Source organism: Micromonospora sp. NPDC049102, from assembly GCF_043197485.1.
In the GTDB taxonomy this organism is placed as follows: domain Bacteria; phylum Actinomycetota; class Actinomycetes; order Mycobacteriales; family Micromonosporaceae; genus Micromonospora.
Map to the genome: position 1 here is coordinate 348,648 of NZ_JBICTE010000001.1, position 22,852 is coordinate 371,499.

The following is a 22,852-nucleotide window of genomic DNA, read 5'->3' on the forward strand; positions in this document are numbered from 1 at the left end:
TCACGATCGTGCTGAATTGCGGTACGGCGTCAGGAGACCAGGCCGGCTCGGAAACCGGCGGCGACGGCGTGGGCGCGGTCCCGGGCCCCGAGCTTGCGGAACAGCCGTCGCGCGTGCGTCTTGACGGTGTCCTCCGACACGAACAGTTCCCGACCGATCTCCGCGTTGCTCTTACCCTCGGCCATGCCGAGCAGCACCTGGAGTTCCCGTTCGGTGAGCCCGACCGACGCCCGGTTCGCACGGGTGCCAGGGCCGGGCCGGATCGCGTCGGACTGACCGGTGGCGGACCCGTCGGCCGCCGGCTCGACCTCGTCGTCGCCGCGCTGCACGGGCACCGACGCCACGTTGGGCGGCCCGTCGCCGGTCGCGGCCGTCCAGCCGGGCTCGGCGGAACCGCGTACCGACGGCGCGGAGCGGCCCGAACCACCGACCGCCGCCGCATCCCGGGCTGGGTCGGTGACCCGCTGCCGGGAGGCCCGGCCGGGCGCGGTCAGCAGGAGCAGGGCCTTGGCCACGGCGCTGGTCAGATCGTGGTCGGCGTTCTGGATCAATCCCCGGGCGCCGGCGCTGATGGTGGCGGCCGCCGCCTCGGACTCCTCGGTGCCGAGCAGCAGCACCGCGGCCTGCGGCGCGCGGGCCAGCACCCGCCGGACGAAGCCCGCGCTGTCCGGCCGGGTGAGGGCCGTGTCAGCGAGGACCACGTCGGCCGGCCGCTCGGCGAGTCGCAACATCACCTCGGGATCGGAGACGGCGGTACGAACGATCGCGGACAAGCCCAGCCGTGCGGCAGCAGAAGTGAGGTGCTGGGCCGCAAGCGGTGTCCGAACGCACACAAGAACGGTACGCACTGTGGTGGTCTCCTCTCCGCACACGAGCAGACCATGACGGGGTCGGCTGGGGAGGAGGTTCCGGGCAATCATCTGAACTTTTCCGACAGATGGGGCAAAAGCCGCAAGTTGCCAGGCGTTTTCGATCACAGATGTGTGAGCCGGCAACGACCCGGGTACCGGGGGGCCAGGCCGGGAACGGTGCGCCTGCGCGGCCCGCCGCCCGGAAGCCGGCCACAAGCATTCTCGCGGTGCCGCGCGGGAGGAGGGGTGCTGATGTCGAACGTACGTAGACTGCCCGGACCCATCGTCGACCTCTGGGACTGGCAGCGGCTCGGCGCCTGCCGAGGCCGGGACAGCGCTCAGTTCTTTCACCCGGACGGAGAGCGTGGGTCCTCACGGCTGCGGCGGGAGTCCTCCGCCAAGGCGGTCTGCCGCGCCTGCCCGGTCCGCGCCGAGTGCGCGGCCCACGCCCTAGCCGTCCGCGAGCCGTACGGCGTGTGGGGCGGCTTCAGCGAGTCGGAGCGGCTGCGGCTGCTCGCCGTCGGCTGGGAGGACCTGGCGGACCGCCGGCAGATCCGCGTCGACGTGGCACGCCTGGAGGCCCGCCTGGGCCGCCCGCACAAGTCGACGGTCCCGGCCCAGCGCAACGTGGCCTGACCCGACACCCGACTCGGCCGTTCCTTCTCGCCCCACGCCCCGTTTCGCCCCATGCCCTCCGTCGATGTCGACGGAGGGCATGGATGTTCCGGTGGTCCTTTGCTCTGCTTCAGCGGAGGCAACACCGGGGCAGCACCCGTGTTCGCAGTCGGGACGCGTGTGTCCGGACGCCGGGTGTTGCCTGGATTGAAGCAGAGCAAAGGGCGGTGTAACTCTCCCCCGGCCGCCGCGGAATCAGCGGACGTTCACCGGGACCGTGTGCCAGCCTGTTGCGCCGTCGGGGGCGACGCTCTGGGTGCGCTCGGTCTGGGTCTCGCCTGTCGCGTCCGTTGCCCGAACCTGGAGCCGGTGCTCGCCCGGGGTGGCATCCCAGCGCCAGGACCACTGGACCCAGGTGTCCACAGACACCGTCGGGGCCAGCACCGCCTCCTGCCAGGGGCCGTCGTCGACGCGTACCTCGACCCGGCTGATGCCCCGGTGCTGCGCCCAGGCCACCCCGGCCACCGTCACCGGACCGGCGGTCAGCCGGTTGCGCCGCCGTGGCGCGTCGATCCTCGACTGGGTCTTGATCGGCCCCTGGGCGGACCACCCGCGCGGCACCCAGTACGCGTCGAAGTCCGCGAAGCGCGTCAGCTCCAACTCGGTCACCCACTTGCAGGCCGACACGTAGCCGTAGAGGCCGGGCACCACCATCCGCACCGGGAAGCCGTGCTCGACCGGCAACGGTTCGCCGTTCATGCCGATCGCCAGCAGCGCGTCCCGCCCGTCGCGGAGTGCGGCGGTGGGTGTGCCACAGGTCCAACCGTCGACCGACCGGCCGACGACCTGGTCGGCGTCGTCGTCCGGCTGGGCCTCGTCCAGGAGCTCCCGCAGCGGTACGCCGAGCCAGCGCGCATTGCCGATGAGGTCCCCACCGACCTCGTTGGAGACGCAGGCCAGCGTGACATACCTCTCGACCAACGGCCGGGCCAGCAGGTCCGCGTAGCTGTAGGTGCGCTCGGTGCCCACCCGGCCGTGGATGCGCAGCCGCCAGGTGTCCGGGTTCACCTGCGGCACCACCAGTGCGGTGTCGATCCGGTAGAACCCGGAGTTCGGGCTGACGTACGGCGCGAGTTGGGCCAGGGACAGATCCGCGCCCGCTGGCACGGCCGGCGCGGGGGCGGCCGGGGCGGGCAGCCGGATCGCGTCCCGGGCAGCCGAGACGCCCCGCCGCCCGGCCAACCAGCGCCCGCCGAAACCAGCCACGGCCGCCGTCCCCAGCAGCACTCCCGTGCCGGTCAGGAACCGTCGGCGCGACTCCGGATCGACACCCTCGACCGGCGCGGCCGGTGTCACCGGCACCGGCGGCGCGGGTGAGGTCCAGGGCCACGGTTCCAGCTCGAACGGGCCGGCGATGAACAGCCAGAGCACCAGGGCGCCGAGGCCGCCGCCGACAAGTGACGGCAGCGCGTCGAAGACGTCCGCGCCGGAACGGGACAGCGCGGCGGCCACACCGACGACGCCGAACGCCGCGATACCGGCGAGGCCCAGGGCGAGCCGGCGGACCGCCAGCATCCCGAGCAGCGCGGCGAACGCGCCCAGCAGCAGGGCCGTTCCGGTCAGCAGGGCAATTTTGTCGGCGGTGCCGAAGACGTCGATGGCGAACTGCTTGAGCGGTTCGGGAACGGCGTCGACAACCACCCCGCCGACCGCGACCAGTGGGGCCGACCGAGGACCAGTCAGCACCGCCACCGGTTCCGCGACCCCGATCGCGACGGCGGCGGCGGTGACTCCGGCCAGCGCGGCGTACCGCCGCGACGTGGTGCTCATCGGCCCAGTGTGCGCGATCATTCCGGCGGGTCGCCAACGACGTCAGCGGTTGGTAATGATCGCGCAGACGAACCGGGACACACCGCCGTACGACGGTGTGCCCCGGAACAGGTGTCGCTACGGGTCAGAAGCCCGGACCGTGCTGGTGGCCGTGGCCGTGGCCGTGCCCACCACCGGCGGCCGGCTCGGGCTGCTCCGGCTTCTCCACCACGAGGCTCTCCGTGGTGAGCAGCAGGCCGGCGATCGACGCGGCGTTGGTGACGGCGTTGCGGGTCACCTTGACCGGGTCGATGATGCCGGACTTGACCAGGTCGCCGTACTCGCCGGTGGCAGCGTCGAGGCCGTTGCCCCACTGCATGCCGGCGACCTTCTGGGTCACGACGTAGCCGTCGTGGCCGGCGTTCTGCGCGATCCAGCGCAGCGGCTCGACCAGCGCCTTGCGCACGATCGAGACGCCGACCTTCTCCTCGCCGGTGAAGCCCAGGTCGTCGTCGAGCACGGGGAGGATCTGCACCAGGGCGGCGCCGCCGCCGGGCACGGTGCCCTCCTCGACCGCGGCCTTGGTCGCCGCGATGGCGTCCTCGATGCGGTGCTTGCGCTCCTTCATCTCGACCTCGGTCGCCGCACCCACCTTGATCACGGCGATGCCGCCGGAGAGCTTGGCCAGCCGCTCGGCCAGCTTCTCCCGGTCCCAGTCGGAGTCGGAGGCCTCGATCTCCTTACGGATCTGGGAGACCCGGTCGGCCACGTCGGCCTTCTGGCCACCGCCGTCGACGATCGTGGTGTTCTCCTTGTCGACCACGACGCGCCGGGCGGTGCCGAGCACCTCCAGGCCGACCTGGTCGAGCTTGTAGCCCAGCTCCGGGGCGACCAGCTCGGCGCCCGTGGAGATCGCGATGTCCTGGAGCATGGCCTTGCGCCGGTCGCCGAAGCCCGGGGCCTTGACCGCGCAGACCTTGAGAGTCTTGCGCAGCGAGTTGACCACCAGGGTGGAGAGCGCCTGCCCGTCCACGTCCTCGGCGATGATCAGCAGGGGCTTGCTGTTCTGCAGGACCTTCTCCAGCAGCGGCAGCAGCTCCTCGATCGCCGAGATCTTCTGGGTCGTGACCAGGATGTACGCGTCCTCAAGGACGGACTCCTGACCCTCCAGGTCGGTGACGAAGTTCGGCGAGATGAAGCCCTTGTCGAACTGGAGACCCTCGGTCACGTCCAGCTCGGTGGTGAGCATCGAGCCCTCCTCGACGGTGATGACACCGTCGCGGCCGACCCGCTCCATCGCCTCGGCGATCAGCTCGCCGATGGTGGCGTCCTGCGCGGAGATCGTCGCCACGTTCGCGATCGACTCCTTGCCGGTGACCTCGGCGGCCCGGCCGAGCAGCGCCTCGGAGACCTTGGCGGCCGCCGCGTCGATGCCCCGCTTGAGGCCGGCCGGGTTGGTCCCGGCGGTCACGTTGCGCAGGCCCTCACGGACCATGGCCTGCGCCAGCACGGTCGCGGTGGTGGTCCCGTCGCCGGCGACGTCGTTGGTCTTGGTCGCCACCTCCTTGACCAGCTGCGCGCCGAGGTTCTCGTAGGGGTTGGTGAGCTCGATCTCCTTGGCGATGGTCACGCCATCGTTGGTGATCGTCGGCGCACCGAATTTCTTGTCCAGGACGACGTTGCGCCCGCGCGGGCCGAGGGTGACCTTGACCGCGTCAGCGAGGGCGTTGACACCGTGCTCCAGCAGGTGTCGGGCGTCGTCCGAGAAGCTGAGGATCTTCGCCATGAATGTCCCTTCGAAGCGCCGCTGCCCCGGCCCGGCGAGCCGGACCGGGGCAGCGACACTGATCGGTTGCTTACTTCTCGATGACCGCGAGGACGTCGCGGGCGGAGAGCACCAGGTACTCCTCGCCGGCGTACTTGACCTCGGTGCCGCCGTACTTCGAGTAAAGGACGGTGTCGCCGACCTGCACGTCAACCGGAACCCGGTTGCCGTTGTCGTCGACGCGCCCCGGACCGACAGCGAGGACAGTGCCCTCCTGCGGCTTCTCCTTGGCGGTGTCGGGGATCACGATGCCCGACGCCGTGGTGGTCTCAGCCTCGTTCGCCTGGACCACGATGCGGTCCTCGAGCGGCTTGATCGCAACCTTGGTCGCGGTAGTCACGGGCATACCCTCCTGGGGTACTGGTTTCGTTGCTGGCCAGCGGGGCCGACCAGCGTCAATCTGCCTCATGCCACCGGGCGGAGCCGTCGTCGCGGGTGCCGGTCCGCCTGGCGTGCGCACCCGGGTCGCGAGACCCGGAAGCTGGCACCCTCAGGGTGAGAGTGCTAATCGCAGGTTATTCCGTGGCTAGCACTCCGTCAAGGAGAGTGCCAGCACGCCGCCGTCTGTGTCGCCACAGTTCCGCCAGTCGTTACCGCAACACGCCGGTAGCCCCACGCCCCGGCGTGGCCGTCTCCCTACCGTCGGTTGCCATCACCGGTGGCCGCCGGAAGGGGAATCACGTGGCCCGGATACCGACCCTGACGTTCCTACTCGAGCAGCTACGTCGCGCACGCCAGGCGCGCGGGCTCAGCCGGGAGGAGCTGGGCAAGCTGATCAACTACTCACCGTCGTACGTGAGTGCGGTCGAGACCGGGCAGAGTCCGGTCAGACCTGATTACGACGCCCGCATCGACTCGACCCTGGACACCGGCGGTCTCTTCGTCGGCATGCTGGAGCTGATCCGCTTCCACGCCGCGCCCGACTGGTTCCGCACCTGGGAGGACGACGAGCGGAAGGCGGTGGCGCTGCGCTGGTACGACCCGACAGTGATTCCCGGCCTGCTGCAAACCGAGGGGTACGCGCGGGCGATGCTCGGCGCGGGCGGCGAGCTGACCGCCGAGGAGGTGGAGACACGGGTGGTGACCCGACTCGCCCGGCAGACAGTGCTGACCGCCGATCCGCGCCCGCGCCTCATCGCGGTGCTGGAGGAGCACACGCTGCGCCGGCAGCTCGGCGACCCGAAGATCATGTGCGAGCAGCTACAGCACCTGCTGACGGTGGGCACCGAGCCGAACGTGCAGGTTCGGCTCGTGCCGACCGACACCCCTGGCACGTCGGGCTCAACGGCCCGTTCATCCTGGCCCGGCTCGACAGCGGGGCCGAGCTGGCTCACCTGGACAACCAGCTCCGGGGGCAGACCGTGGACGGCCCGAACGACGTTGCCGCCCTGGAGCGCCACTGGGAGACTGTGACAGGCGAAGCGCTGCCGTGCCGGCAGTCCGCCCGGCTGATCGAGGAAGTGGTGCAGACATGGACCTGACCCACGCCACCTGGCGCAAGTCCTCCCGCAGCAACAGCAACGGCGGCGCCTGCGTCGAGGTCGCCGACAACCTGCCCGGCCTGGTCGCCGTGCGCGACAGCACGGACCCGGCCGGGCCGGCCCTCACCTTCACCCCGACGAGCTGGCGGGCCTTCGTCGCCGCCACCCCCACCGACTGACACCACCGTCCGGGCAGCCAACCCGGGCCGGGACAATGACCGGGTGGATCTCGATCAGCTGGCGGCGCTGCGTACCCCCGAGGGGTCGGCCGCGCTCACGGCGGCGGCCGGGCTGGCCGGCGGTGATCCGCTGGTCGCGGCGTCGGCGCTGCGCGCGGCCGGGGTGCCGCCGACGTTGGCCGCGGCGGCGCTCACCCAGGCGGAGCTGCGGCACCGGGCGGTCGGCAAGTTCGGTCCGGTCGCCGCCGGGATGTTCCTCACCCGCCCCGGCCTGGAGCAGGCCACCCGCCGGGTGGTCGCCGACAGTCGGGCCGCCCGGTTGTCCGCGGCCGGTGTGCGCACCCTGGCTGACCTCGGGTGCGGCCTCGGCGCGGACGCGCTGGCCGCCGCCCGTGCCGGCATCCGGGTGCACGGGGTGGAGGCCGACCCGGTGACCGCGGCGATGGCCGCCGCCAACGCCACGGCGGCCGGGCTGACCGAGTTGTTCACCGTCGAGTGCGGGGATGCCACGGCGTTCGACGTGTCCCGGGTCGACGGGGTCTTCTGCGATCCGGCCCGCCGCAGCAGCGGTACCGGTCGACGGATCTTCGATCCGCGCGCCTACTCGCCACCGTGGGACTTCGTCACCGGGCTGGCCGAACGGGTACCGCGCACAGTGGTGAAGGTGGCGCCGGGCCTGGACCACGCGCTCATCCCGGTCGGCGCGGAGGCCGAGTGGGTCAGCGTGGACGGCGACCTGGTCGAGGCCGCCCTCTGGTGCGGGGAGTTGGCGGAGGTGCCCCGCCGCGCCACGCTCTACCGCCAGGAGGGCGGCGAGACCCGCCGCCACCAGCTCACCGGCTCGGGTGCCGACGAGGCGCCGGTCGGGCCACCCCGGCGCTACCTGTACGACCCGGACCCGGCCGTGGTCCGCGCGCACCTCGTCGCCGAGTTGGCCGCCGACCTGGACGCCAACCTGGGCGATGCGAGCATCGCCTACCTCTACGCCGACCAGCCGACCCGCACCCCGTACGCGCGCTGCCTGGAGATCACCGACGTGCTGCCGTTCTCGCTCAAGCGACTGCGGGCACTGCTGCGCGAGCGCCGGGTGGGCCGGGTGGAGATCCTCAAGCGGGGTTCCGCGCTCACGCCGGAGCAGCTCCGGCGAGATCTGCGACTGGCCGGCGACGCGGCGGCGAGCCTGGTGCTCACCCGGGTCGCCGGCGCACCGACAGTGCTGATCGCTCGGCCGGTGAACTAGCGTCGCGGGTGTGGCAGGACAGGTCACCGGCGAGCGTGCGGCGCTGGCAGACCGGCGGTCGCCGAGCGGGCCACCGGCTGCGTACGCGGTGGGATCAGCCCGCTCGGGCAGCGCAAACGACTGCCGACCGTGCTTGACGAATCCGCACTGGACCTTCCGACGATCTACGTCTCGGGTGGTCGGCACGGTCTGCAACTCGAACTGGCCGCGACGGATCTGGTGGCGCTGACCGACGCCCGTACCGCACCGTTGCAGACCCGCTGACCACAGTCGTTACGTCGACCACGCCGTGGGATACCCGCGGAGTAACAGTCGCGTTGCTGAATTGTTATCGCTGCCAACAAACTAGGCACCGGAGCGGTCTTGTGGAGGCGGTGTGACGCGCAATACGTTGCCGGACACAACAAAAACAACACCTCCCCCACCCCCGAAAGGACCCTGCACATGCGTAAGGGGATCCTCACCATCGCCGCCGTGGGCCTGCTCACAACCGGCGGATTGACCGCCTGCAGCGACGACTCCGGCACCGGCTCGGCCGACTCCAAGAAGACTCCCAAGATCGGCGTGATCCTTCCGGACAGCAAGTCCTCCCCCCGCTGGGAGACGGCGGACCGTCGCTTCCTGGAGGAGGCGTTCAAGGCCGCCGGCGTCCAATACGACATCCAGAACGCCCAGAACGACAAGGCCGCATTCCAGACCATCGCCGACCAGATGATCACCAGCGGCGTCACCGCCCTGATGATCGTCAACCTGGACTCCGGCACCGGCAAGGCCGTGCTCGACAAGGCCAAGTCGCAGGGCGTCGCCACCATCGACTACGACCGGCTCACCCTGGGCGGCTCGGCCCAGTACTACGTCAGCTTCGACAACGAGGTCGTCGGCAAGCTCCAGGGCGAGGGCCTGTCGAAGTGCCTGACTGAGAAGAACGCCAAGAACCCCGTCGTGGCGTACCTGAACGGCTCCCCCACCGACAACAACGCCACCCTGTTCAAGGCCGGCTACGACTCGGTGCTCAAGCCGAAGTTCGACTCGAAGGAATACACCAAGGGCCCGGACGACGCCGTGCCGGGCTGGGACGGCCCCACCGCCGCGACCATCTTCGAGCAGCAGCTCACCGCGACCAAGGGCAAGATCGACGGCGTGCTGGCCGCCAACGACACTCTCGGCAACGCCGCCATCTCGATCCTGAAGAAGAACAAGCTCAACGGCAAGGTGCCGGTGACCGGCCAGGACGCCAGCGTGGAAGGCCTGCAGAACATCCTCGCCGGTGACCAGTGCATGACCGTCTACAAGGCCGTCCGGGAAGAGGCCAAGGCCGCGTCCGACCTTGCCATCGCAGTGGCCAAGGGCGAGAAGAAGGACACCGGCCAGACGGTGAAGGACCCGGAGGGTGGCCGGGACGTTCCCTCGGTGCTGCTCACCCCGAAGGCCATCTACAAGGACAACGTCAAGGACGTCGTCGCCGACGGCTACGTGACCAAGGAGCAGATCTGCGCCGACGCGTACGCCAAGTTCTGCGCCGAAGCCGGCATCAGCTGACCGACGCCGCAGTACCCGCCGGGACGACCATCGCCGCCCGGCACGGGAGCACCCTCCCGTGCCGGGTGGCGCCCGCCGGACGGGCCCCGCCCCTCCCTTAAGAAGGAGACCCCGTGTCCGCGACTCCCCTGCTGGAACTCCGCGGGATCGACAAGAGCTTCGGTCCCGTCCAGGTGCTCCGCGACGTCGCCCTGAGCGTCCACCCGGGCGAAGTGACCGCACTTGTCGGCGACAACGGCGCCGGCAAGTCGACCCTGGTGAAGTGCATCAGCGGCATCTACCCCACCGACGCCGGTGAGGTCCTGTTCAACGGCGAACAGGTGCACATCGGCAGTCCCCGCGACGCCGCCACGCTCGGCATCGAGGTCGTCTACCAGGACCTCGCGCTCTGCGACAACCTGGACATCGTGCAGAACATGTTCCTCGGCCGGGAGAAGCACAGCGGCATCGTCCTGGACGAGCCGACAATGGAACAGCTCGCCGCCGAGACCCTGGCGGGGCTCTCCATCCGCACCGTCACCTCGCTTCGCCAGCACGTCTCCAGCCTCTCCGGCGGTCAGCGCCAGACCGTGGCCATCGCCAAGGCGGTGCTCTGGAACAGCAAGCTCGTCATCCTGGACGAGCCGACCGCCGCCCTGGGCGTGGCACAGACCGCCCAGGTCCTCGAACTCGTCCGCCGCCTCGCCGACAACGGCCTGGCAGTGGTGCTCATCTCGCACAACATGAACGACGTCTTCGCCGTCTCCGACCGGATCGCCGCGCTGTACCTCGGCCAGATGGTCGCCCAGGTGAAGACCACCGACATCACCCACGCCCAGGTGGTCGAGCTGATCACCGCAGGGCGCTCGGGCGGGCTCGGTCTCGCCACCGACCCGGGCAGCAACGGCGACGGCCCGCAGCCGGCCGACTCGATTTCAGGAGGCGTCCGATGACCACCACCGCCGTGCGGAAGGACGGCCCCGCGGCCGTCACACCGCCGCCGACCGTCGGGAGCCACGTCCGCAACTACGTGAGCCGGGTACGCGGTGGCGACGTCGGCGCGCTACCGGCCGTGCTCGGCCTGATCGTGCTCTGCACCGTCTTCGCCATCATGCGGCCGACGTCGTTCCTGTCGGCGGGCAACTTCGCGAACCTCTTCACCCAGGGCGCGGCGGTCACGCTGATCGCGATGGGCCTGGTCTTCGTGCTGCTGCTCGGCGAGATCGACCTCTCCGCCGGCTTCGCCAGCGGTGTCTGCGCGGCGGTACTGGCCAACGTGGTCACCGTGCTCGGCTACCCCTGGTGGGTCGCCGTCCTCGCCGCAGTCGCCACCGGTGTCATCATCGGCACCACGCTCGGGATGCTGGTCGCGAAGATCGGCATTCCGTCCTTCGTGGTCACTCTCGCCGGCTTCCTCGCCTTCCAGGGCGTCGTGTTGCTGCTCGTGCAGGAGGGCACCAACATCTCCGTCCGCGACGAGGTGCTGGTCGCCATCGCCAACCGCAACCTCGCCCCCGCGCTGGGCTGGGCGCTGACCGCCGTCGCCGTCGTCGGCTACGCGGCGGTGCAACTGCTACGCCACCGCAACCGGGCGGCCCGTGGTCTGATCACCGACCCGATCGCGGTGGTGGCGCTGCGGATCGGCGGGCTCGCCGTCATCCTCGGCACCGCCGTGTACGTGCTCAACCTGGAGCGCAGCCGCAACGTCCTCATCGTCTCGCTCAAGGGTGTGCCGATCGTGGTGCCGATCATCGCGGTGCTGCTTGTCATCTGGACCTTCGTGCTCCAACGCACCAGCTACGGCCGGCACATCTACGCCGTGGGCGGCAACCGGGAAGCGGCCCGCCGGGCCGGCATCGGAGTCGACCGGATCCGGATCTCCGTCTTCGTGATCTGCTCGTCCATGGCCGCCGTCGGTGGCATCGTGGCCGCCAGCCGGGCCAACTCGGTCGACCCGAACACGGGGGGCAGTAACGTACTGCTCTACGCGGTCGGCGCGGCGGTGATCGGCGGCACCAGCCTCTTCGGCGGCAAGGGCCGGGTATTCGATGCCGTGCTGGGAGGCGCGGTGGTCGCGGTCATCGAAAACGGAATGGGCCTGATGGGGTACAGCGCGGGAGTCAAGTACGTGGTGACCGGCGTCGTGCTGCTGCTCGCCGCCAGCGTCGACGCCCTCTCCCGCCGCCGCGCGGCAGCCACCGGCACCCGCTGACCGCGCGGGAGGTAGCACGAGCATGCGCCCGGCACCCAGCCAGGAGGAGGTCCGGCGGCAGAACCTCGGGGCCCTGCTGCGGCACGTGCACGTCCACGGCGCGACCACCCGCGCTGAACTCACCACCACCCTGGGGTTGAACCGGAGCACCATCGGCGCGCTCACCGCCGACCTGGCCGGCGTCGGACTGGTAAGCGAGGGAACACCGAAGGAGACCGGCCGGGCCGGACGGCCGTCACTTGTCGTCCGGCCCGAATCGACCCGGGTGTACGCGTACGCGTACTCCGTCGAGGTGGACCGGCTACGCGCCGCCCGGGTCGGCCTGGGCGGCGCGGTGCTCGACCGCCGGGAGCTGGACCGCCCTCGCGGTCTGCTCGCCGCGGAGGCCGCGCCGCTGCTGGCCGGCGCGGTCAAGGAGATGCAGCAGACGGTGCCCGGTGACGCGATCTGCGTCGGCACCGGCGTCGCCGTCTGCGGCATGGTCCGTCGGGAGGACGGCCTGGTCCGGCTCGGCCCCACCACCGGTTGGGTGGACGAGCCGATCGGAGCGGCGCTCGTCGCCGAGATGGGCCTCGACGTACCGGTGACGGTCGGCAACGTGGCGGACGTGGCGGCGTTCGCCGAGCACATCAGGGGCGTCGCGGCGGACTGTGACAACGTCATCTATCTGTACGGCGACGTCGGTGTCGGCGCGGGGATCATCGCCGGAGGGCGCCGGCTCACCGGACACGGCGGGTACGGTGGCGAGGTCGGCCACATGAAGGTGGTCCGCGACGGCAGGCCCTGCGAGTGTGGCGCCCGCGGCTGCTGGGAGACCGAGATCGGCGAGCACGGTCTGCTGCGCGCGGCCGGACGGTCCGACGCACGGGGACGCGACGCCCTGCTCGCGGTCTTCGACGCCGCCGACCGAGGGGACGCCCGCGCCCAGACCGCAGTACGCCAGGCCGGCGACTGGCTCGGCTTCGGGGTGGCCAACCTGGTCAACGTCTTCAATCCCGAGATGGTCATCTTCGGTGGCACCATGCGCGACCTCTACCTCGCGGCGGCGGCCCAGATCCGCAGCCGGCTCAACTCCAACGCCCTCGGCGCCTGCCTGGAACACGTCCGGCTGCGCACCCCGCAACTCGGTGCGGACGCGCCACTGATCGGTGCCGCCGAACTAGCCTTCGAACGGCTCCTCGCCGACCCCCTCGACGTGGGTTGAGCCGCGTACCCTGTCCGGCGTGGACGTCGAGCTGCGCGCCTCCGACGACGACCGCCACCGGGTGGTCGCCGATCTGCACCGGCACACGACGGCGGGCCGCCTCACCCTGGACGAGTTCTCCGAGCGGGTCGGCGCGGTGTGGACCTCCCGCACTCTCGGCGACCTGGCCGCGCTGACGCGGGACCTGCCGGCGCTGCCCGACCCCGCGGCCGCGGCGACGGACGACGGTGGGCTCGGGCACGGACGCCGGGAGTTGCTGGTCCTCTTCGCCGTCGCCGCGCTCACCCTGCTGCTGCTCGGCGGCTTCCTCGCTGTCACCCGCTGATCCGCGTCGCCGCTGCCCCCGCGCGCCGTGAGGTCCGCAGATCGCGGCCCGCACCGATGAACTGATCGGACGATCAGTCCGTACCAGTGGGCGGACGGGCAGCCGGCAGGATGCGGCTGCCCGGTCCAGACGCGTTTCGGTCCGGACCGAGGAGGCACCGCAGACATGGCACCGCTCAGATTGGCCCGCCGCCGGCCGGGCAACCGGACGCACCGAGCGGCGATGTTGCTCATCGCGATCGTCGCGGGGATCGGTGTCCTGCCCGGCGTGGCCATCGCCGCCCCCGCCGGGGGGCAACAGCTCAACGCCGCCGACATGACGCTGCTCAACGGTGTGCGGTTGGCCGGGCTGTGGGAGATGCCGGCCGGCCAGATGGCCACCGAAAAGGGACAGTCGGCGAAGGTACGGGAGATCGGGGCCGGCATCGCCGGCGAGCACCAGAAGCTCGACCAGCTCGTCGTGGACGCCGCGAACAAGCTCGGCGCGTCCATTCCCACCGAGCCGACCGCCGAGCAGAAGGGCTGGCTGGCCGAGATGCAGAAGGCCTCCGGCGCCCGGTTCGACCAGATCTTCGTCACCCGGCTCCGGGTGGCCCACGGCAAGATCTTCCCGGTGATCGGCGCGGTGCGGGCCAGCACCCGCGACGCGACAGTTCGCAAGCTCTGCGAGACGGCCAACGCCTTCGTGCAGCACCACATGCAGATGCTGGAGTCCACCGGACTGGTCCGCTGGCCCGAACTGCCGCCGGCCGCGCTGCCCGCCCCTGGCAAGGACGGTCTGCTGGCCGCCGCCTCGGCGAACACCGGCCCGCAGGTCGGGGTCAGCAGCACCGTCGTCTGGCTGGTCTTCCTCGCCGCGCTCGGCACCGGCGGGATCGCCACCTACCGGATGCTGCGCCGCAGCTGACCAACCGTCGAGGTGGCCCCCGTCAGCGGTCGACCTGGGTGAAGTCCCAGGAGTGCGGGGCGCGGGCCACCAGTACGGCGGGCGGTTCCGGCAGCGGACGCGGGTTGCTGCGCCACTTGGAGATGACCACCACCCGGTGGTCGGTGGACGAGAAGACCTCGCTGGACACGTGTAGCGGGTCGTGCTCCAGCTCGGGCAGGGCGGTGTCGCACACCCAGGTGATCAGGTCGGCGACGCCGTACGCCTCGGCGCGCGCCTCCCACATCCGCACGATCATCTTCGGTGTCCCCGTCACACGCTGACCGTGGTCAACGGCAGCGCCGAGTCGGCCGGCAGGTCCAGCCGGCTCGGCGCGACACCGGCGGCGACCAGGTGCGATCCGAGCGCGGCCACCATCGCCCCGTTGTCGGTGCAGAGCTTCGGCCGCGGCACCCGCACCCGGATGCCGTACTTCTCGGCCCGTTCCTCGGCCAGCGCCCGCAACCGGGAGTTCGCCGCCACTCCCCCGCCGATCACCAACGTGTCGATGCCCTGTGCCCGGCAGGCGGCGATCGCCTTGTTGGTCAGCACGTCGCAGACCGCCTCCTGGAAGGACGCGGCCACGTCGGCCACGGGCACCGGCTCACCGGCACGCTGCCGTGCCTCCACCCAACGGGCCACCGCCGTCTTCAACCCGGAGAACGAGAAGTCGTACCGGTGGGCGGCCAGGTCCTTCGCGGCGGTCAGGCCCCGCGGGAAGGCGATCGAGGCAGCGTCACCGGCCCGGGCCTCCCGGTCGATCGGCGGGCCGCCGGGGAACGGCAACCCGAGCAGGCGGGCGACCTTGTCGAACGCCTCGCCGGCCGCGTCGTCGATGGTGGCGCCGAGCGGGGTGACGCCCCGGGCCAGGTCGTCGACCAGTAGCAGGGACGAGTGCCCGCCGGAGACCAGCAGCGCGATGGCGGGCTCCGGGAGCGGACCGTGTTCCAGGGTGTCCACCGCCACGTGCGCGGCGAGGTGGTTGACGCCGTACACCGGCTTCTCGGCGGCGAGCGCGTACCCCTTGGCGGCGGCGACTCCGACGAGCAGCGCGCCGGCCAGACCGGGCCCGGAGGTGACCGCGATGGCGTCGATGTCGGCCAGCGTGACGCCGGCGTCGGTCAGCGCCCGCTGCATGGTCGGCACGATGGCCTCGAGGTGGGCACGGCTGGCCACCTCGGGCACCACTCCCCCGAATCGGGCGTGCTCCTCGACGCTTGACGCGAGCGCGTCGGCCAGCAGGGTGTGTCCGCGCACGATGCCGACGCCGGTCTCGTCGCACGAGGTCTCGATGCCCAGGATCAGCGGTTCGTCAGCCATGGTCGTGTGGTCCGTCCCCGGTCGGCTCGGCGTCGCGCCGCATGACCAGCGCGTCGGTGTTGCTCGGTTGGTAGTAGCCGCGACGCACCCCGATCGGCTCGAACCCGTACGTCGCGTAGAGCCGCTGGGCGGCGGCGTTGTCCACGGCCACCTCCAGCAGGGTGCTGCGGGCGCCCCGACGGTCCGCCTCGGCGAGCAGTTCCTCCAACAGCACGCGGCCGATGCCACGCCGCTGGACGTCCCGCCGGACGGCGATGACCTGCACCCACACCTCGTCCGGAGGAGCGCCGGCCAGCCCTGCGTACCCGAGCACCGTCCCGTCGGTGTCGACCGCGATCCGGTAGTGGTGCCCGTTGGCCAGTTCGTTCCAGAACATGCCGGGCGACCACTGTCCGGCGCCGAACAGGTCCGCCTCGATCGGCATCGCCTGCTCGACGTGCCACCAGCGGAACCGTTCCAGCCGTACCGGCGTCACGGCAGGACCGGTTTGCGGCCGGTGGCCGCCACGGCGTCGGGACGGCGCAGGTAGAGCGGGGTGAGCCCTTCACCGGGCGCTCCGGCACGGATTCGTTCGGCGGCGAGCAGCGCCAGCACGGTGGCATCTGGGTAACGCGGCTCGAACCGCACCGGCAGGTCCAGAGCTTCGGCGTACCGGTGTGCTCCGTCGCCGACCGCGACCGTCGCTCCCAGCTCCCGGGCCCGCGCGGCGGCCACCGCAGGCGCGGACACCTCGGGTCCGACGATCCGCTGACCGGCGCCGTCGTAGACAGCCCAGTACAGCTCCTTGCGGCGGGCGTCGCTGGCGGCCAGCACCGGCTCGCCGGCGGCCGCCGGGTACCCGATCGCATCGAGCGAACAGACGCCGTACGTCGGCACGCCGAGCACCTGCCCCATCGTGGCGGCGGTGACCAGGCCGACCCGCAGCCCGGTGAACGGTCCTGGGCCGAGCCCGGCGACGATCGCGCCCAGGTCACGCGGGCGCGCGCCGGCGTCGGCGAGGACCGCGTCGATCTGAGGCGCGAGCAGTTCACCGTGCGCGCGGGCATCGACCGTGCACCGGTGGGCCCGGGACGTCACGCCGTCCGCCGAGATCTCCACCAACGCTGCGGTCACCGCGGGGGTCGAGCTGTCCACCACGAGTACGAGCACGGTTAGCCAGCCTAGCGGCCCCGCCACCGCCCAGGTTCACGCCCCGCCCCCGTGACCGCGGGGTCGGCCGCGGGCCGCCGCCGCGGACCCTCGACCAGTGGCTGCATCCATACTCGCGGTCGGTGGGCGCGTACCCCGCCGGAGCCGGCACCGCCAGCGGGACCCGGCGGGTGACCGCCGCTGCGGATTCTCGTGCCGCACCGCCCCCGCGACACGCCCGGGCCACCGGCGGCGGGCGGGGCCGCCAATCACCGGAGCGACCACCGCCGACCAGCCGGAGGCACGAACCCACGCTGTTCTCGGCCCGGATCGCGACGAGTCGTCAATCCGCCGCAGGGCTGTCGGGAACGCCGCGATCTGAGCCAGCATGCCGGGATGCCATCGACTCACCTCGGCAACCTGCTCGGCGCCGCACTCCGGCACCAACGTCAACGACGCGAGCTGAGCCAGCGTCAGCTCGCCGGGCTCGCCGAGGTCAGCCAGACGGCGGTGGCCCGGATCGAACGCGGCGAGCGCTCGCCGAGCATCCCGGTGCTGGAGCGGTTGTTCGCCGCGATGGACGTGCAGTTGGTGGTCGGGGTCGAGCCGCTGGACACGCACCTCGACGCCCGCATCGACGAACTGGCGGCCCGGCCGATCGCCGAGCGCATCGACGATCTGGGACTGGATCGGATGATGGACGCGCTCAAGGACTTCCCCCAGGCACTGACCGGCAGCACGGCGGCCGTGTTGCAGGGCGCGCCGCTGCCGGTCGACGCGGTGGAGATCGCGCTGCGCTGGGAGGACTCGAAGCGGTTCACCGCGTGGCTGGCGGCGCACTACGGTCAGCGCTGGAACGCCCGCTGGGAAGAGTTCGGTGGCGTGTGGTTGGAGCCGGAGGAGCCGGGCGAGCACCGCTGGTCGACCCTGTACGGCGAGATCAGGGCGACCATGTGCGACGAGCTGCCCGAGACGGTCGAGGTGCGCCACGGCGGGCGGGACTACCGGGTGGTGCCGCTGGTCGAACTGGAGCTGACCGAGCCGCGGGCCGCCGACCTGCTGCGCCGCTACCGGGACCGGCGCCGCGCCACCGGGGACTGACCCGGCGGTGCGGGCCGGGGGCCAACCGGCGGTGCGGGCCAGAGTCAGCCGGCTGTGCGCTCCCAGTCGACGGTGGGTCGGCCGGCGTCGGCGAGGGCCTTGTTGGCCGCGCTGAACGGACGACTGCCGAGGAAGCCGCGCGGGTTCATCGGGCTCGGGTGCCCGGCCTCCAGGACGACATGCCGCGGGTTGGTGACCAGGCCCGCCTTCTTGCGGGCGTAACCGCCCCAGAGGAGGAAGACCACCCGGTCCGGCAGAGCGTCCAGCGCTCGGATGGTGGCGTCGGTGAACTCCTCCCAGCCCGAGTTGGCATGCGAGCCGGGGGTGGCCTGACGCACGGTCAGCACCGCGTTGAGCAGCAGCACACCCTGCGCTGCCCAGCCGTCGAGGTTGCCGCTGCGCGGCTTGGGCACGCCCACGTCCTCGCCCAACTCCTTGAAGACGTTGCGCAGCGACGGAGGCACCGACACACCCTCGCGGACGCTGAAGCTCAACCCGTGCGCCTGCCCGGCCCGGTGGTAGGGGTCCTGACCGAGGATGAGAACCCGCGTGGCCTCCGGCGGGCAGAGCCGGTACGCCGAGAAGAGATCCTCCACCGGCGGGAAGACGGTCTGCGTCGCGTACTCCCGGGCGACGAACTCGGCCAGCGCGGCGGTACGGGCCGGATCGAGGTGCGGGGTGAGCACGGCACGCCACTGCTCCGGCAGCAGCGCCAGCAGATCCAGGGCGGGGGCATCGTCGGACATCAGGAACCTCTTCCAGCGCGGGTCGGTCCCCCGCACTCTAGGCACCAGGTCCGACAGCGCCGCGCCGACCTAACCCAGCCCGGCCAGCCGCCGTGCCCAGTCGCCACCGACCGGATCCAGCTCGACGACCCGGGTGTCGTCGTCGCGGCGGTCGATGCGGACCCGCAGGTGCGCGTCGACCAGCTGCTCGACCAGGCCCTCGCCCCACTCGACCACGGTCACCGACTCGTCCACCGAGGCGTCCAGGTCCAGGTCGTCGATCTCGGCGCGCGGGTCGCTGGCGGCGCCCAGCCGGTACGCGTCGGCGTGCACGAGTGCCACCCGGCCACCTCGGGCCGGGTCGGGCCGGTGCAGGCGGGCGATCACGAACGTCGGCGAGGTGACGTCACCGAGGACGTTGAGCCCGGCGCCGATGCCCTGGGTGAGCGCGGTCTTGCCGGCGCCCAGCGGGCCTGTCAACAGCACCAGGTCACCGGCCCGCAGCAGCCCGGCCAGCCGGCGGCCGAACTCCCGAGTGTCCTCGACGGTCGACAGTTTGACGACGAAACTCACCGGTCCTCCATGCTCTGCAGTGACTCGAGGAACCGCTCCAGCGCGGCGTTGACCTCGTCGGCGTGCTCCAGCATCACCACGTGACCACTTTCTTTGATCTTGATGAACTCGGCGTGCGGCAGCCGCCGGACGATCTCCTCAGAGTGGGTCACCGGCGTGATCATGTCCTTGTCGCCGACGACCACCAGCACCGGCGCGTTCGCCAACGCCGCCAGCGCCGGGAAGCGCGAGTGCGTGGCGAGCGTCCGCAGGTAGCGGGTCACCGTGTCGGCCGAGGTCCGGGAGTTCATGGTCTCCACGTAGGACACCAGCCGAGAGCTGGGCTTGCGGGTGCCGAAGCCGTACTTGCGGGTCAGCAGCCAGGCCACGTTCGACGTCGACTTGCGGGCCTTGTCGATCACCGGGCCGCCGTACCGGGTGGCGTTGCTGACCATGTACAGCACCGGGCCACCGACCCGGCCCAGCAGCGCCGGAGCAACGAGCTTGGTCTCCGCGACGAGCCCGCCCGACGTGGCCATCAGCACCGTGCCCACCACCCGGTCGCCGAACAGCTCCGGGAACAGCTCGGCGAACGCCATGATGGTCATGCCGCCCATCGAGTGGCCGACCAGCACCAGTGGCCCCTCCGGGGCGACCCGGTCGATCACCTGGCGCAGAGTCCGGCCGAGCACGGCCAGATCGTACTCACCGGTCTCCAAGCGGCCGGACTGGCCGTGACCGGGCTGGTCGTACGCCACGATCCGGTAGTCACCGCGCGCGGCGAGCATCTTGCGCTGGAAGTGGAAGGTGCCCATGTCCAGGCAGAAGCCGTGCACCAGCACCACCGTCGGGTGCCCCCGCACCGGGCGGGTCGGCTCGACCACCTCGACGTGGATGTCGGTGCCGTCCGGCAGCTCCAGTCGGAACGCCTCGTCGTACCGCTGCTCGCCGAACGTCTCCTGCGCGTACCGGTCGGTCGGGTCGGTCTTCAGCCGGCGGACCAGGGTGCGTTCGGTCGCGACGCCGGCGGCCAGACCGGCCGCCGCCACCCCGACCGCGGCACCGACCAGGCCGGCGACGCGGCCGGCCGCGGTCCGCGGGCGCGGGATGCGGTACGCCATCAGGGGCGCTCACCGTCGTAGACGCGCGGCACCCGCGTGCCACCGAACCGGGTGACGATCTCGTAGTTGATCGTGCCGACCGCCTCGGCCCAGTCGTCGGCCGTCGGCTCGCCGTCGGCGCCACTGCCGAACAGGGTCGCCACGTCGCCGTCGGCCACCGGGTCGTCGCCGCAGTCGAGCACGAACTGGTCCATGCAGACGCGTCCGGCGATCGTGCGCCGTGCGCCGGCGAGCTGCACCGGGCCGCTGTTGGACGCGTGTCGGGGCACACCGTCGGCGTACCCGAGCGGCACCACGGCGAGATTGGCGTCGGACCGTGTGGTGTAGGTGTGGCCGTAGGAGACGCCGGTGCCGGCGGGTACCCGTTTGGTGAGCATCACCCGGGCGCGGGCGGTCATCGCCGGTCGCAGCCCGTACGTCTCGCCGGCCACCGGGGACAGGCCGTAGATGGCCAGCCCGGGACGGACCAGGTCGAAGTGCGTGTCGGGGCGGGTCAGAGTAGCCGCCGAGTTGGCCAGGTGTCGCCAGTGGGGACGCAGACCGGCCCGCTCGACCATGGCCAGTCCCTCGTGGAAGACGGCGAGCTGCCGGTCGGTGGTCGGGTGACCGGGCATGTCGGCGTACACGAAGTGGCTCCAGACGCCGACCACCTCGATCAGGCCGTCGGCCTGGGCCTTGGCGGCGGCGTCGAGCAGGGCCGGCCAGTCGGCGACGGTGGCGCCGCCCCGGGACAGCCCGGTGTCGATCTTCAGGTGCAGCCGGGCGGGGCGGCCGGCACGCTGACTCGCCGCGACCATCTCGTCGAGCTGCGAGAGGCTGGCGGCGGCGAGATCCACTCCCGCGCCGACCCCCTCGTGCAGCGGCAGCCCGGGCGCGAGCAGCCACGCCAGCACCGGCGCGGTGATCCCGGCCTGACGCAGCGTGAGCGCCTCGTCGAGGGTGCAGACACCGAGCCAGTCGGCCCCCGCGCCCAGCGCGGCCCGGGCGGCCGGCAGCATGCCGTGGCCGTACCCGTCGGCCTTCACCACCGCCATCAGCTCGGCGGTCGTGCCGGCACGCAGTCGGCTCACGTTCTCGCGGATGGCGTCAAGATCGACGCGTACCTCGGCCTGCCACATGCGCCCAGCCTACTTTCCAGCCTGATCACCGTGGGCGGCGACGCACGGCCCGGCACACCGATCGGATGGGGACGGGACGATCAGCCCAGCCTGGCGATGACCGGGCGCAGCGCGGTCACCACGTCGGGCGCGGTCACCGGGCCGCCGCGGGCCGCCTCCCGACCGGCCAGCCCGTGCAGGTACGCGGCCCCGGCGGCCGCCCGGTCCGCCGGCACCCCGGCCGCCAGCAGCGAGCCGAGCAGCCCGGCCAGCACGTCGCCGGTGCCGCCGGTGGCCAGCGCCGGGGTGCCGGTCGGGTTGACGTACGCCCGGCCGTCCGGCGTGCCGATCACCGTGCGGTCCCCCTTGAGCAGCACGACCGCGTTCATCCAGGCGGCCAGTCGCAGCGCCGACCCGACCCGGTCGGCGCCGGGCTCCTCCCCGCACAGCCGGGTGAACTCCCGGTCGTGAGGCGTGACGACGATCGGGGCGTCCCGGCCGCGCAGCCGGTCGGCGAGTGCGCCGTCCACCAGCAGGGTCAGCGCGTCCGCGTCGAGGACCACCGGCACCGAGGTCGCGAGGACGGCCCGCAACTCGGCCGCCGCGTCGTCGCCGGTGCCCAACCCCGAGCCGCACACCCACGCCTGCACACGGCCGGCGTCGGCCACCCGCGGCGTGGCGATCACCGAGGGGTGCTGGTGCAGCACCTCGGCACGAGCCCCACCGGCGTACCGGACCAGGCCGGTCGGCCCGGCCAGCGCCCCGCCGACGGAGAGCACCGCGGCGCCCGGGTACGTCGCCGAGCCGGTCGCCACCCCCACCACACCCCGGGTGTACTTCTCCGACGCGGCACCCAGCTCGGGCCACCACCGCTGAAGGTCGGACCACTCGGTGACGTTCAGCGCGGGGGTGCCCCGCAGCCAGGGCCGCAGCCCGATGTCGACCAGCTCCACCTGCCCGGCCAGCGCGGCGGCCGGGCCGACCACGAGGGCGGGCTTGAGCGCGCCGAAGGCGACGGTCACGTCGGCGCGGACGGCGACAGGTCGGCCGGACGCGCCCAGTGGCACGTGCCCGGTGTCCACCGCCACCCCGCTCGGCACGTCCACGGCCAGGACGGTGGCCCGCTGGCCGTCGCGCCCGCGCAGGTCGTTCAGCCGCTGGGCGATCTCGTCCGCGTTCGCGCGCAACCCACCTGTGCCGCCGATACCGACGATGCCGTCGAGGACCAGGTCAACGGGACCGGCGGGGCGGTCGACCAACCGGCCGCCAGCGGCCCGCAGCGCGGCCAGCCCCGCGGCGTGCGCCCGTCCCGGAGTGAGCAGCAGGGCGGACACCTCGACGCCCCGGCAGGCCAGCCGCTCGCCGGCGTAGAGCGCGTCGCCGCCGTTGTCGCCGGAGCCGACGAGCAGCAGCACCCGGCCGCCGTACACGCCGCCGCGCTCGGCGAGCAGCAGCGCGGCCCGTCGGGCCAGCCCGGCCGCGGCCCGCTGCATCAGCGTGCCCTCCGGCAGCGTGCCCATCAGCCCCGCCTCGGCCGCCCGTACGTCGGCCACCCGCCACACCGGTCTCATGTCACCGTGTCCCATCCGTTCCGCGGGTCGGCCGACGCGGCCCACCCGGCCGAG

General features: G+C 72.1%; 23 protein-coding genes and 2 pseudogenes. 12 read left to right on the forward strand and 13 right to left on the reverse strand.

The features are described 5' to 3' along the window. Positions 1-29: 29 nt before the first annotated feature. A complete protein-coding gene (locus tag ACGFH9_RS01630; RefSeq protein ID WP_393213729.1) occupies positions 30-848 on the reverse strand; it encodes a response regulator transcription factor in 819 nt (272 codons plus the stop codon). A 255-nt stretch (positions 849-1,103) separates the two neighbouring features. Here ACGFH9_RS01630 and ACGFH9_RS01635 point away from each other — a divergent pair, with 255 nt between their 5' ends. Continuing rightward, on the forward strand, positions 1,104-1,487 hold the full coding sequence (locus ACGFH9_RS01635) for a WhiB family transcriptional regulator (protein ID WP_355246957.1): 384 nt from the start codon (positions 1,104-1,106) through the stop codon (positions 1,485-1,487). 234 nt (positions 1,488-1,721) lie between these two features. Here ACGFH9_RS01635 and ACGFH9_RS01640 read toward each other — a convergent pair whose 3' ends face one another. The 3 genes from ACGFH9_RS01640 to groES form a co-directional block, all read right to left on the reverse strand. Beyond that, complete coding sequence (locus tag ACGFH9_RS01640; protein WP_393213732.1) at positions 1,722-3,296, reverse strand: molybdopterin-dependent oxidoreductase; 1,575 nt, start codon at positions 3,294-3,296, stop codon at positions 1,722-1,724. 124 nt (positions 3,297-3,420) lie between these two features. Next, positions 3,421-5,061: a chaperonin GroEL gene (groL, locus tag ACGFH9_RS01645; RefSeq protein WP_393213735.1), complete on the reverse strand. Its 1,641-nt coding sequence runs from the start codon at positions 5,059-5,061 to the stop codon at positions 3,421-3,423. A gap of 70 nt (positions 5,062-5,131) precedes the next feature. Then, positions 5,132-5,446: a co-chaperone GroES gene (groES, locus tag ACGFH9_RS01650; RefSeq protein ID WP_030330046.1), complete on the reverse strand. Its 315-nt coding sequence runs from the start codon at positions 5,444-5,446 to the stop codon at positions 5,132-5,134. Between the two features lie 335 nt (positions 5,447-5,781). Between groES and ACGFH9_RS01655 the strand changes: the two are divergent. The 10 genes and pseudogenes from ACGFH9_RS01655 to ACGFH9_RS01700 all read left to right on the forward strand — a co-directional run bounded on the left by ACGFH9_RS01655 (position 5,782) and on the right by ACGFH9_RS01700 (position 14,165). Then, positions 5,782-6,581 (forward strand): annotated as a pseudogene (locus tag ACGFH9_RS01655) (Scr1 family TA system antitoxin-like transcriptional regulator). After that, positions 6,572-6,760, forward strand: coding sequence for a DUF397 domain-containing protein (locus tag ACGFH9_RS01660; RefSeq protein WP_393213740.1), 189 nt, complete (start codon positions 6,572-6,574; stop codon positions 6,758-6,760). The pseudogene ACGFH9_RS01655 and the gene ACGFH9_RS01660 overlap by 10 nt, the downstream one beginning before the upstream one ends. 43 nt (positions 6,761-6,803) lie before the next feature. Then, positions 6,804-8,000, forward strand: coding sequence for a methyltransferase domain-containing protein (locus tag ACGFH9_RS01665; protein ID WP_393213743.1), 1,197 nt, complete (start codon positions 6,804-6,806; stop codon positions 7,998-8,000). Positions 8,001-8,028: 28 nt separating this feature from the next. Next, positions 8,029-8,264: pseudogene (locus tag ACGFH9_RS01670) on the forward strand (YbaK/EbsC family protein); the annotation flags it as partial. 180 nt (positions 8,265-8,444) lie between these two features. Further along, on the forward strand, positions 8,445-9,539 hold the full coding sequence (locus tag ACGFH9_RS01675) for a sugar ABC transporter substrate-binding protein (RefSeq protein WP_393213746.1): 1,095 nt from the start codon (positions 8,445-8,447) through the stop codon (positions 9,537-9,539). A 113-nt stretch (positions 9,540-9,652) separates the two neighbouring features. Further along, positions 9,653-10,471, forward strand: coding sequence for an ATP-binding cassette domain-containing protein (locus ACGFH9_RS01680; protein ID WP_007465114.1), 819 nt, complete (start codon positions 9,653-9,655; stop codon positions 10,469-10,471). Further along, entirely contained in the window at positions 10,468-11,730 is a 1,263-nt protein-coding gene (locus ACGFH9_RS01685) for a sugar ABC transporter permease (RefSeq protein ID WP_393213750.1), read from the forward strand. The genes ACGFH9_RS01680 and ACGFH9_RS01685 overlap by 4 nt, the downstream gene beginning before the upstream one ends. Before the next feature lie 22 nt (positions 11,731-11,752). Then, positions 11,753-12,934: an ROK family protein gene (locus ACGFH9_RS01690; protein WP_393213753.1), complete on the forward strand. Its 1,182-nt coding sequence runs from the start codon at positions 11,753-11,755 to the stop codon at positions 12,932-12,934. 19 nt (positions 12,935-12,953) lie between these two features. Beyond that, positions 12,954-13,259, forward strand: coding sequence for a DUF1707 domain-containing protein (locus ACGFH9_RS01695; RefSeq protein WP_393213756.1), 306 nt, complete (start codon positions 12,954-12,956; stop codon positions 13,257-13,259). A 165-nt stretch (positions 13,260-13,424) separates the two neighbouring features. Beyond that, positions 13,425-14,165, forward strand: coding sequence for a DUF4142 domain-containing protein (locus tag ACGFH9_RS01700; RefSeq protein ID WP_393213758.1), 741 nt, complete (start codon positions 13,425-13,427; stop codon positions 14,163-14,165). Between the two features lie 22 nt (positions 14,166-14,187). Here the strand turns inward: ACGFH9_RS01700 and ACGFH9_RS01705 are convergent, their stop codons facing one another. From ACGFH9_RS01705 to tsaB, 4 genes are read right to left on the reverse strand one after another with little or no spacing between them, the layout of a single operon-like run. Next, a complete protein-coding gene (locus ACGFH9_RS01705) occupies positions 14,188-14,442 on the reverse strand; it encodes a hypothetical protein (protein ID WP_393214229.1) in 255 nt (84 codons plus the stop codon). Between the two features lie 14 nt (positions 14,443-14,456). After that, positions 14,457-15,503 carry a tRNA (adenosine(37)-N6)-threonylcarbamoyltransferase complex transferase subunit TsaD gene (gene tsaD / locus ACGFH9_RS01710; protein WP_357126354.1) on the reverse strand — a complete coding sequence of 349 codons (1,047 nt, stop codon included), beginning with the start codon at positions 15,501-15,503 and terminating at the stop codon, positions 14,457-14,459. Next, positions 15,496-15,978 (reverse strand): ribosomal protein S18-alanine N-acetyltransferase, encoded by a 483-nt coding sequence (gene rimI, locus ACGFH9_RS01715; protein ID WP_393213760.1) that lies wholly within the window; start codon positions 15,976-15,978, stop codon positions 15,496-15,498. The genes tsaD and rimI overlap by 8 nt, the downstream gene beginning before the upstream one ends. Further along, entirely contained in the window at positions 15,975-16,652 is a 678-nt protein-coding gene (gene tsaB / locus ACGFH9_RS01720; protein ID WP_393213763.1) for a tRNA (adenosine(37)-N6)-threonylcarbamoyltransferase complex dimerization subunit type 1 TsaB, read from the reverse strand. Before tsaB ends, rimI begins: the two co-directional genes overlap by 4 nt. 375 nt (positions 16,653-17,027) lie before the next feature. Here tsaB and ACGFH9_RS01725 point away from each other — a divergent pair, with 375 nt between their 5' ends. Further along, positions 17,028-17,732 carry a helix-turn-helix domain-containing protein gene (locus ACGFH9_RS01725; protein ID WP_393213766.1) on the forward strand — a complete coding sequence of 235 codons (705 nt, stop codon included), beginning with the start codon at positions 17,028-17,030 and terminating at the stop codon, positions 17,730-17,732. A gap of 44 nt (positions 17,733-17,776) precedes the next feature. On the opposite strand, the gene ung is transcribed toward ACGFH9_RS01725, so the two are convergent. The 5 genes from ung to ACGFH9_RS01750 form a co-directional block, all read right to left on the reverse strand. Next, positions 17,777-18,478, reverse strand: coding sequence for a uracil-DNA glycosylase (gene ung, locus ACGFH9_RS01730; protein ID WP_393213769.1), 702 nt, complete (start codon positions 18,476-18,478; stop codon positions 17,777-17,779). Between the two features lie 69 nt (positions 18,479-18,547). After that, entirely contained in the window at positions 18,548-19,030 is a 483-nt protein-coding gene (gene tsaE / locus ACGFH9_RS01735) for a tRNA (adenosine(37)-N6)-threonylcarbamoyltransferase complex ATPase subunit type 1 TsaE (RefSeq protein ID WP_393213772.1), read from the reverse strand. Beyond that, complete coding sequence (locus ACGFH9_RS01740) at positions 19,027-20,130, reverse strand: alpha/beta fold hydrolase (protein ID WP_393213775.1); 1,104 nt, start codon at positions 20,128-20,130, stop codon at positions 19,027-19,029. The genes tsaE and ACGFH9_RS01740 overlap by 4 nt, the downstream gene beginning before the upstream one ends. Next, positions 20,130-21,248: an alanine racemase gene (gene alr, locus ACGFH9_RS01745; RefSeq protein ID WP_393213778.1), complete on the reverse strand. Its 1,119-nt coding sequence runs from the start codon at positions 21,246-21,248 to the stop codon at positions 20,130-20,132. The genes ACGFH9_RS01740 and alr overlap by 1 nt, the downstream gene beginning before the upstream one ends. An 80-nt stretch (positions 21,249-21,328) precedes the next feature. Continuing rightward, the gene (locus ACGFH9_RS01750) at positions 21,329-22,798 is read right to left on the reverse strand and encodes an NAD(P)H-hydrate dehydratase (protein ID WP_393213781.1); all 1,470 of its coding nucleotides are present in this window, start codon (positions 22,796-22,798) and stop codon (positions 21,329-21,331) included. Between the last annotated feature and the right edge of the window lie 54 nt (positions 22,799-22,852).

Excerpts from the sequence above, each read along its gene's own strand:
- ACGFH9_RS01635 (WP_355246957.1), top strand. The coding sequence starts at position 1,104 with ATGTCGAACGTACGTAGACTGCCCGGACCCATCGTCGACCTCTGGGAC.
- ACGFH9_RS01640 (WP_393213732.1), bottom strand. The coding sequence starts at position 3,296 with ATGAGCACCACGTCGCGGCGGTACGCCGCGCTGGCCGGAGTCACCGCC.
- groL (WP_393213735.1), bottom strand. The coding sequence starts at position 5,061 with ATGGCGAAGATCCTCAGCTTCTCGGACGACGCCCGACACCTGCTGGAG.
- groES (WP_030330046.1), bottom strand. The coding sequence starts at position 5,446 with ATGCCCGTGACTACCGCGACCAAGGTTGCGATCAAGCCGCTCGAGGAC.
- ACGFH9_RS01660 (WP_393213740.1), top strand. The coding sequence starts at position 6,572 with ATGGACCTGACCCACGCCACCTGGCGCAAGTCCTCCCGCAGCAACAGC.
- ACGFH9_RS01675 (WP_393213746.1), top strand. The coding sequence starts at position 8,445 with ATGCGTAAGGGGATCCTCACCATCGCCGCCGTGGGCCTGCTCACAACC.
- ACGFH9_RS01685 (WP_393213750.1), top strand. The coding sequence starts at position 10,468 with ATGACCACCACCGCCGTGCGGAAGGACGGCCCCGCGGCCGTCACACCG.
- ACGFH9_RS01690 (WP_393213753.1), top strand. The coding sequence starts at position 11,753 with ATGCGCCCGGCACCCAGCCAGGAGGAGGTCCGGCGGCAGAACCTCGGG.
- ACGFH9_RS01700 (WP_393213758.1), top strand. The coding sequence starts at position 13,425 with ATGGCACCGCTCAGATTGGCCCGCCGCCGGCCGGGCAACCGGACGCAC.
- ACGFH9_RS01705 (WP_393214229.1), bottom strand. The coding sequence starts at position 14,442 with ATGATCGTGCGGATGTGGGAGGCGCGCGCCGAGGCGTACGGCGTCGCC.
- tsaD (WP_357126354.1), bottom strand. The coding sequence starts at position 15,503 with ATGGCTGACGAACCGCTGATCCTGGGCATCGAGACCTCGTGCGACGAG.
- ACGFH9_RS01725 (WP_393213766.1), top strand. The coding sequence starts at position 17,028 with ATGCCATCGACTCACCTCGGCAACCTGCTCGGCGCCGCACTCCGGCAC.
- ung (WP_393213769.1), bottom strand. The coding sequence starts at position 18,478 with ATGTCCGACGATGCCCCCGCCCTGGATCTGCTGGCGCTGCTGCCGGAG.
- ACGFH9_RS01740 (WP_393213775.1), bottom strand. The coding sequence starts at position 20,130 with ATGGCGTACCGCATCCCGCGCCCGCGGACCGCGGCCGGCCGCGTCGCC.
- alr (WP_393213778.1), bottom strand. The coding sequence starts at position 21,248 with ATGTGGCAGGCCGAGGTACGCGTCGATCTTGACGCCATCCGCGAGAAC.
- ACGFH9_RS01750 (WP_393213781.1), bottom strand. The coding sequence starts at position 22,798 with ATGAGACCGGTGTGGCGGGTGGCCGACGTACGGGCGGCCGAGGCGGGG.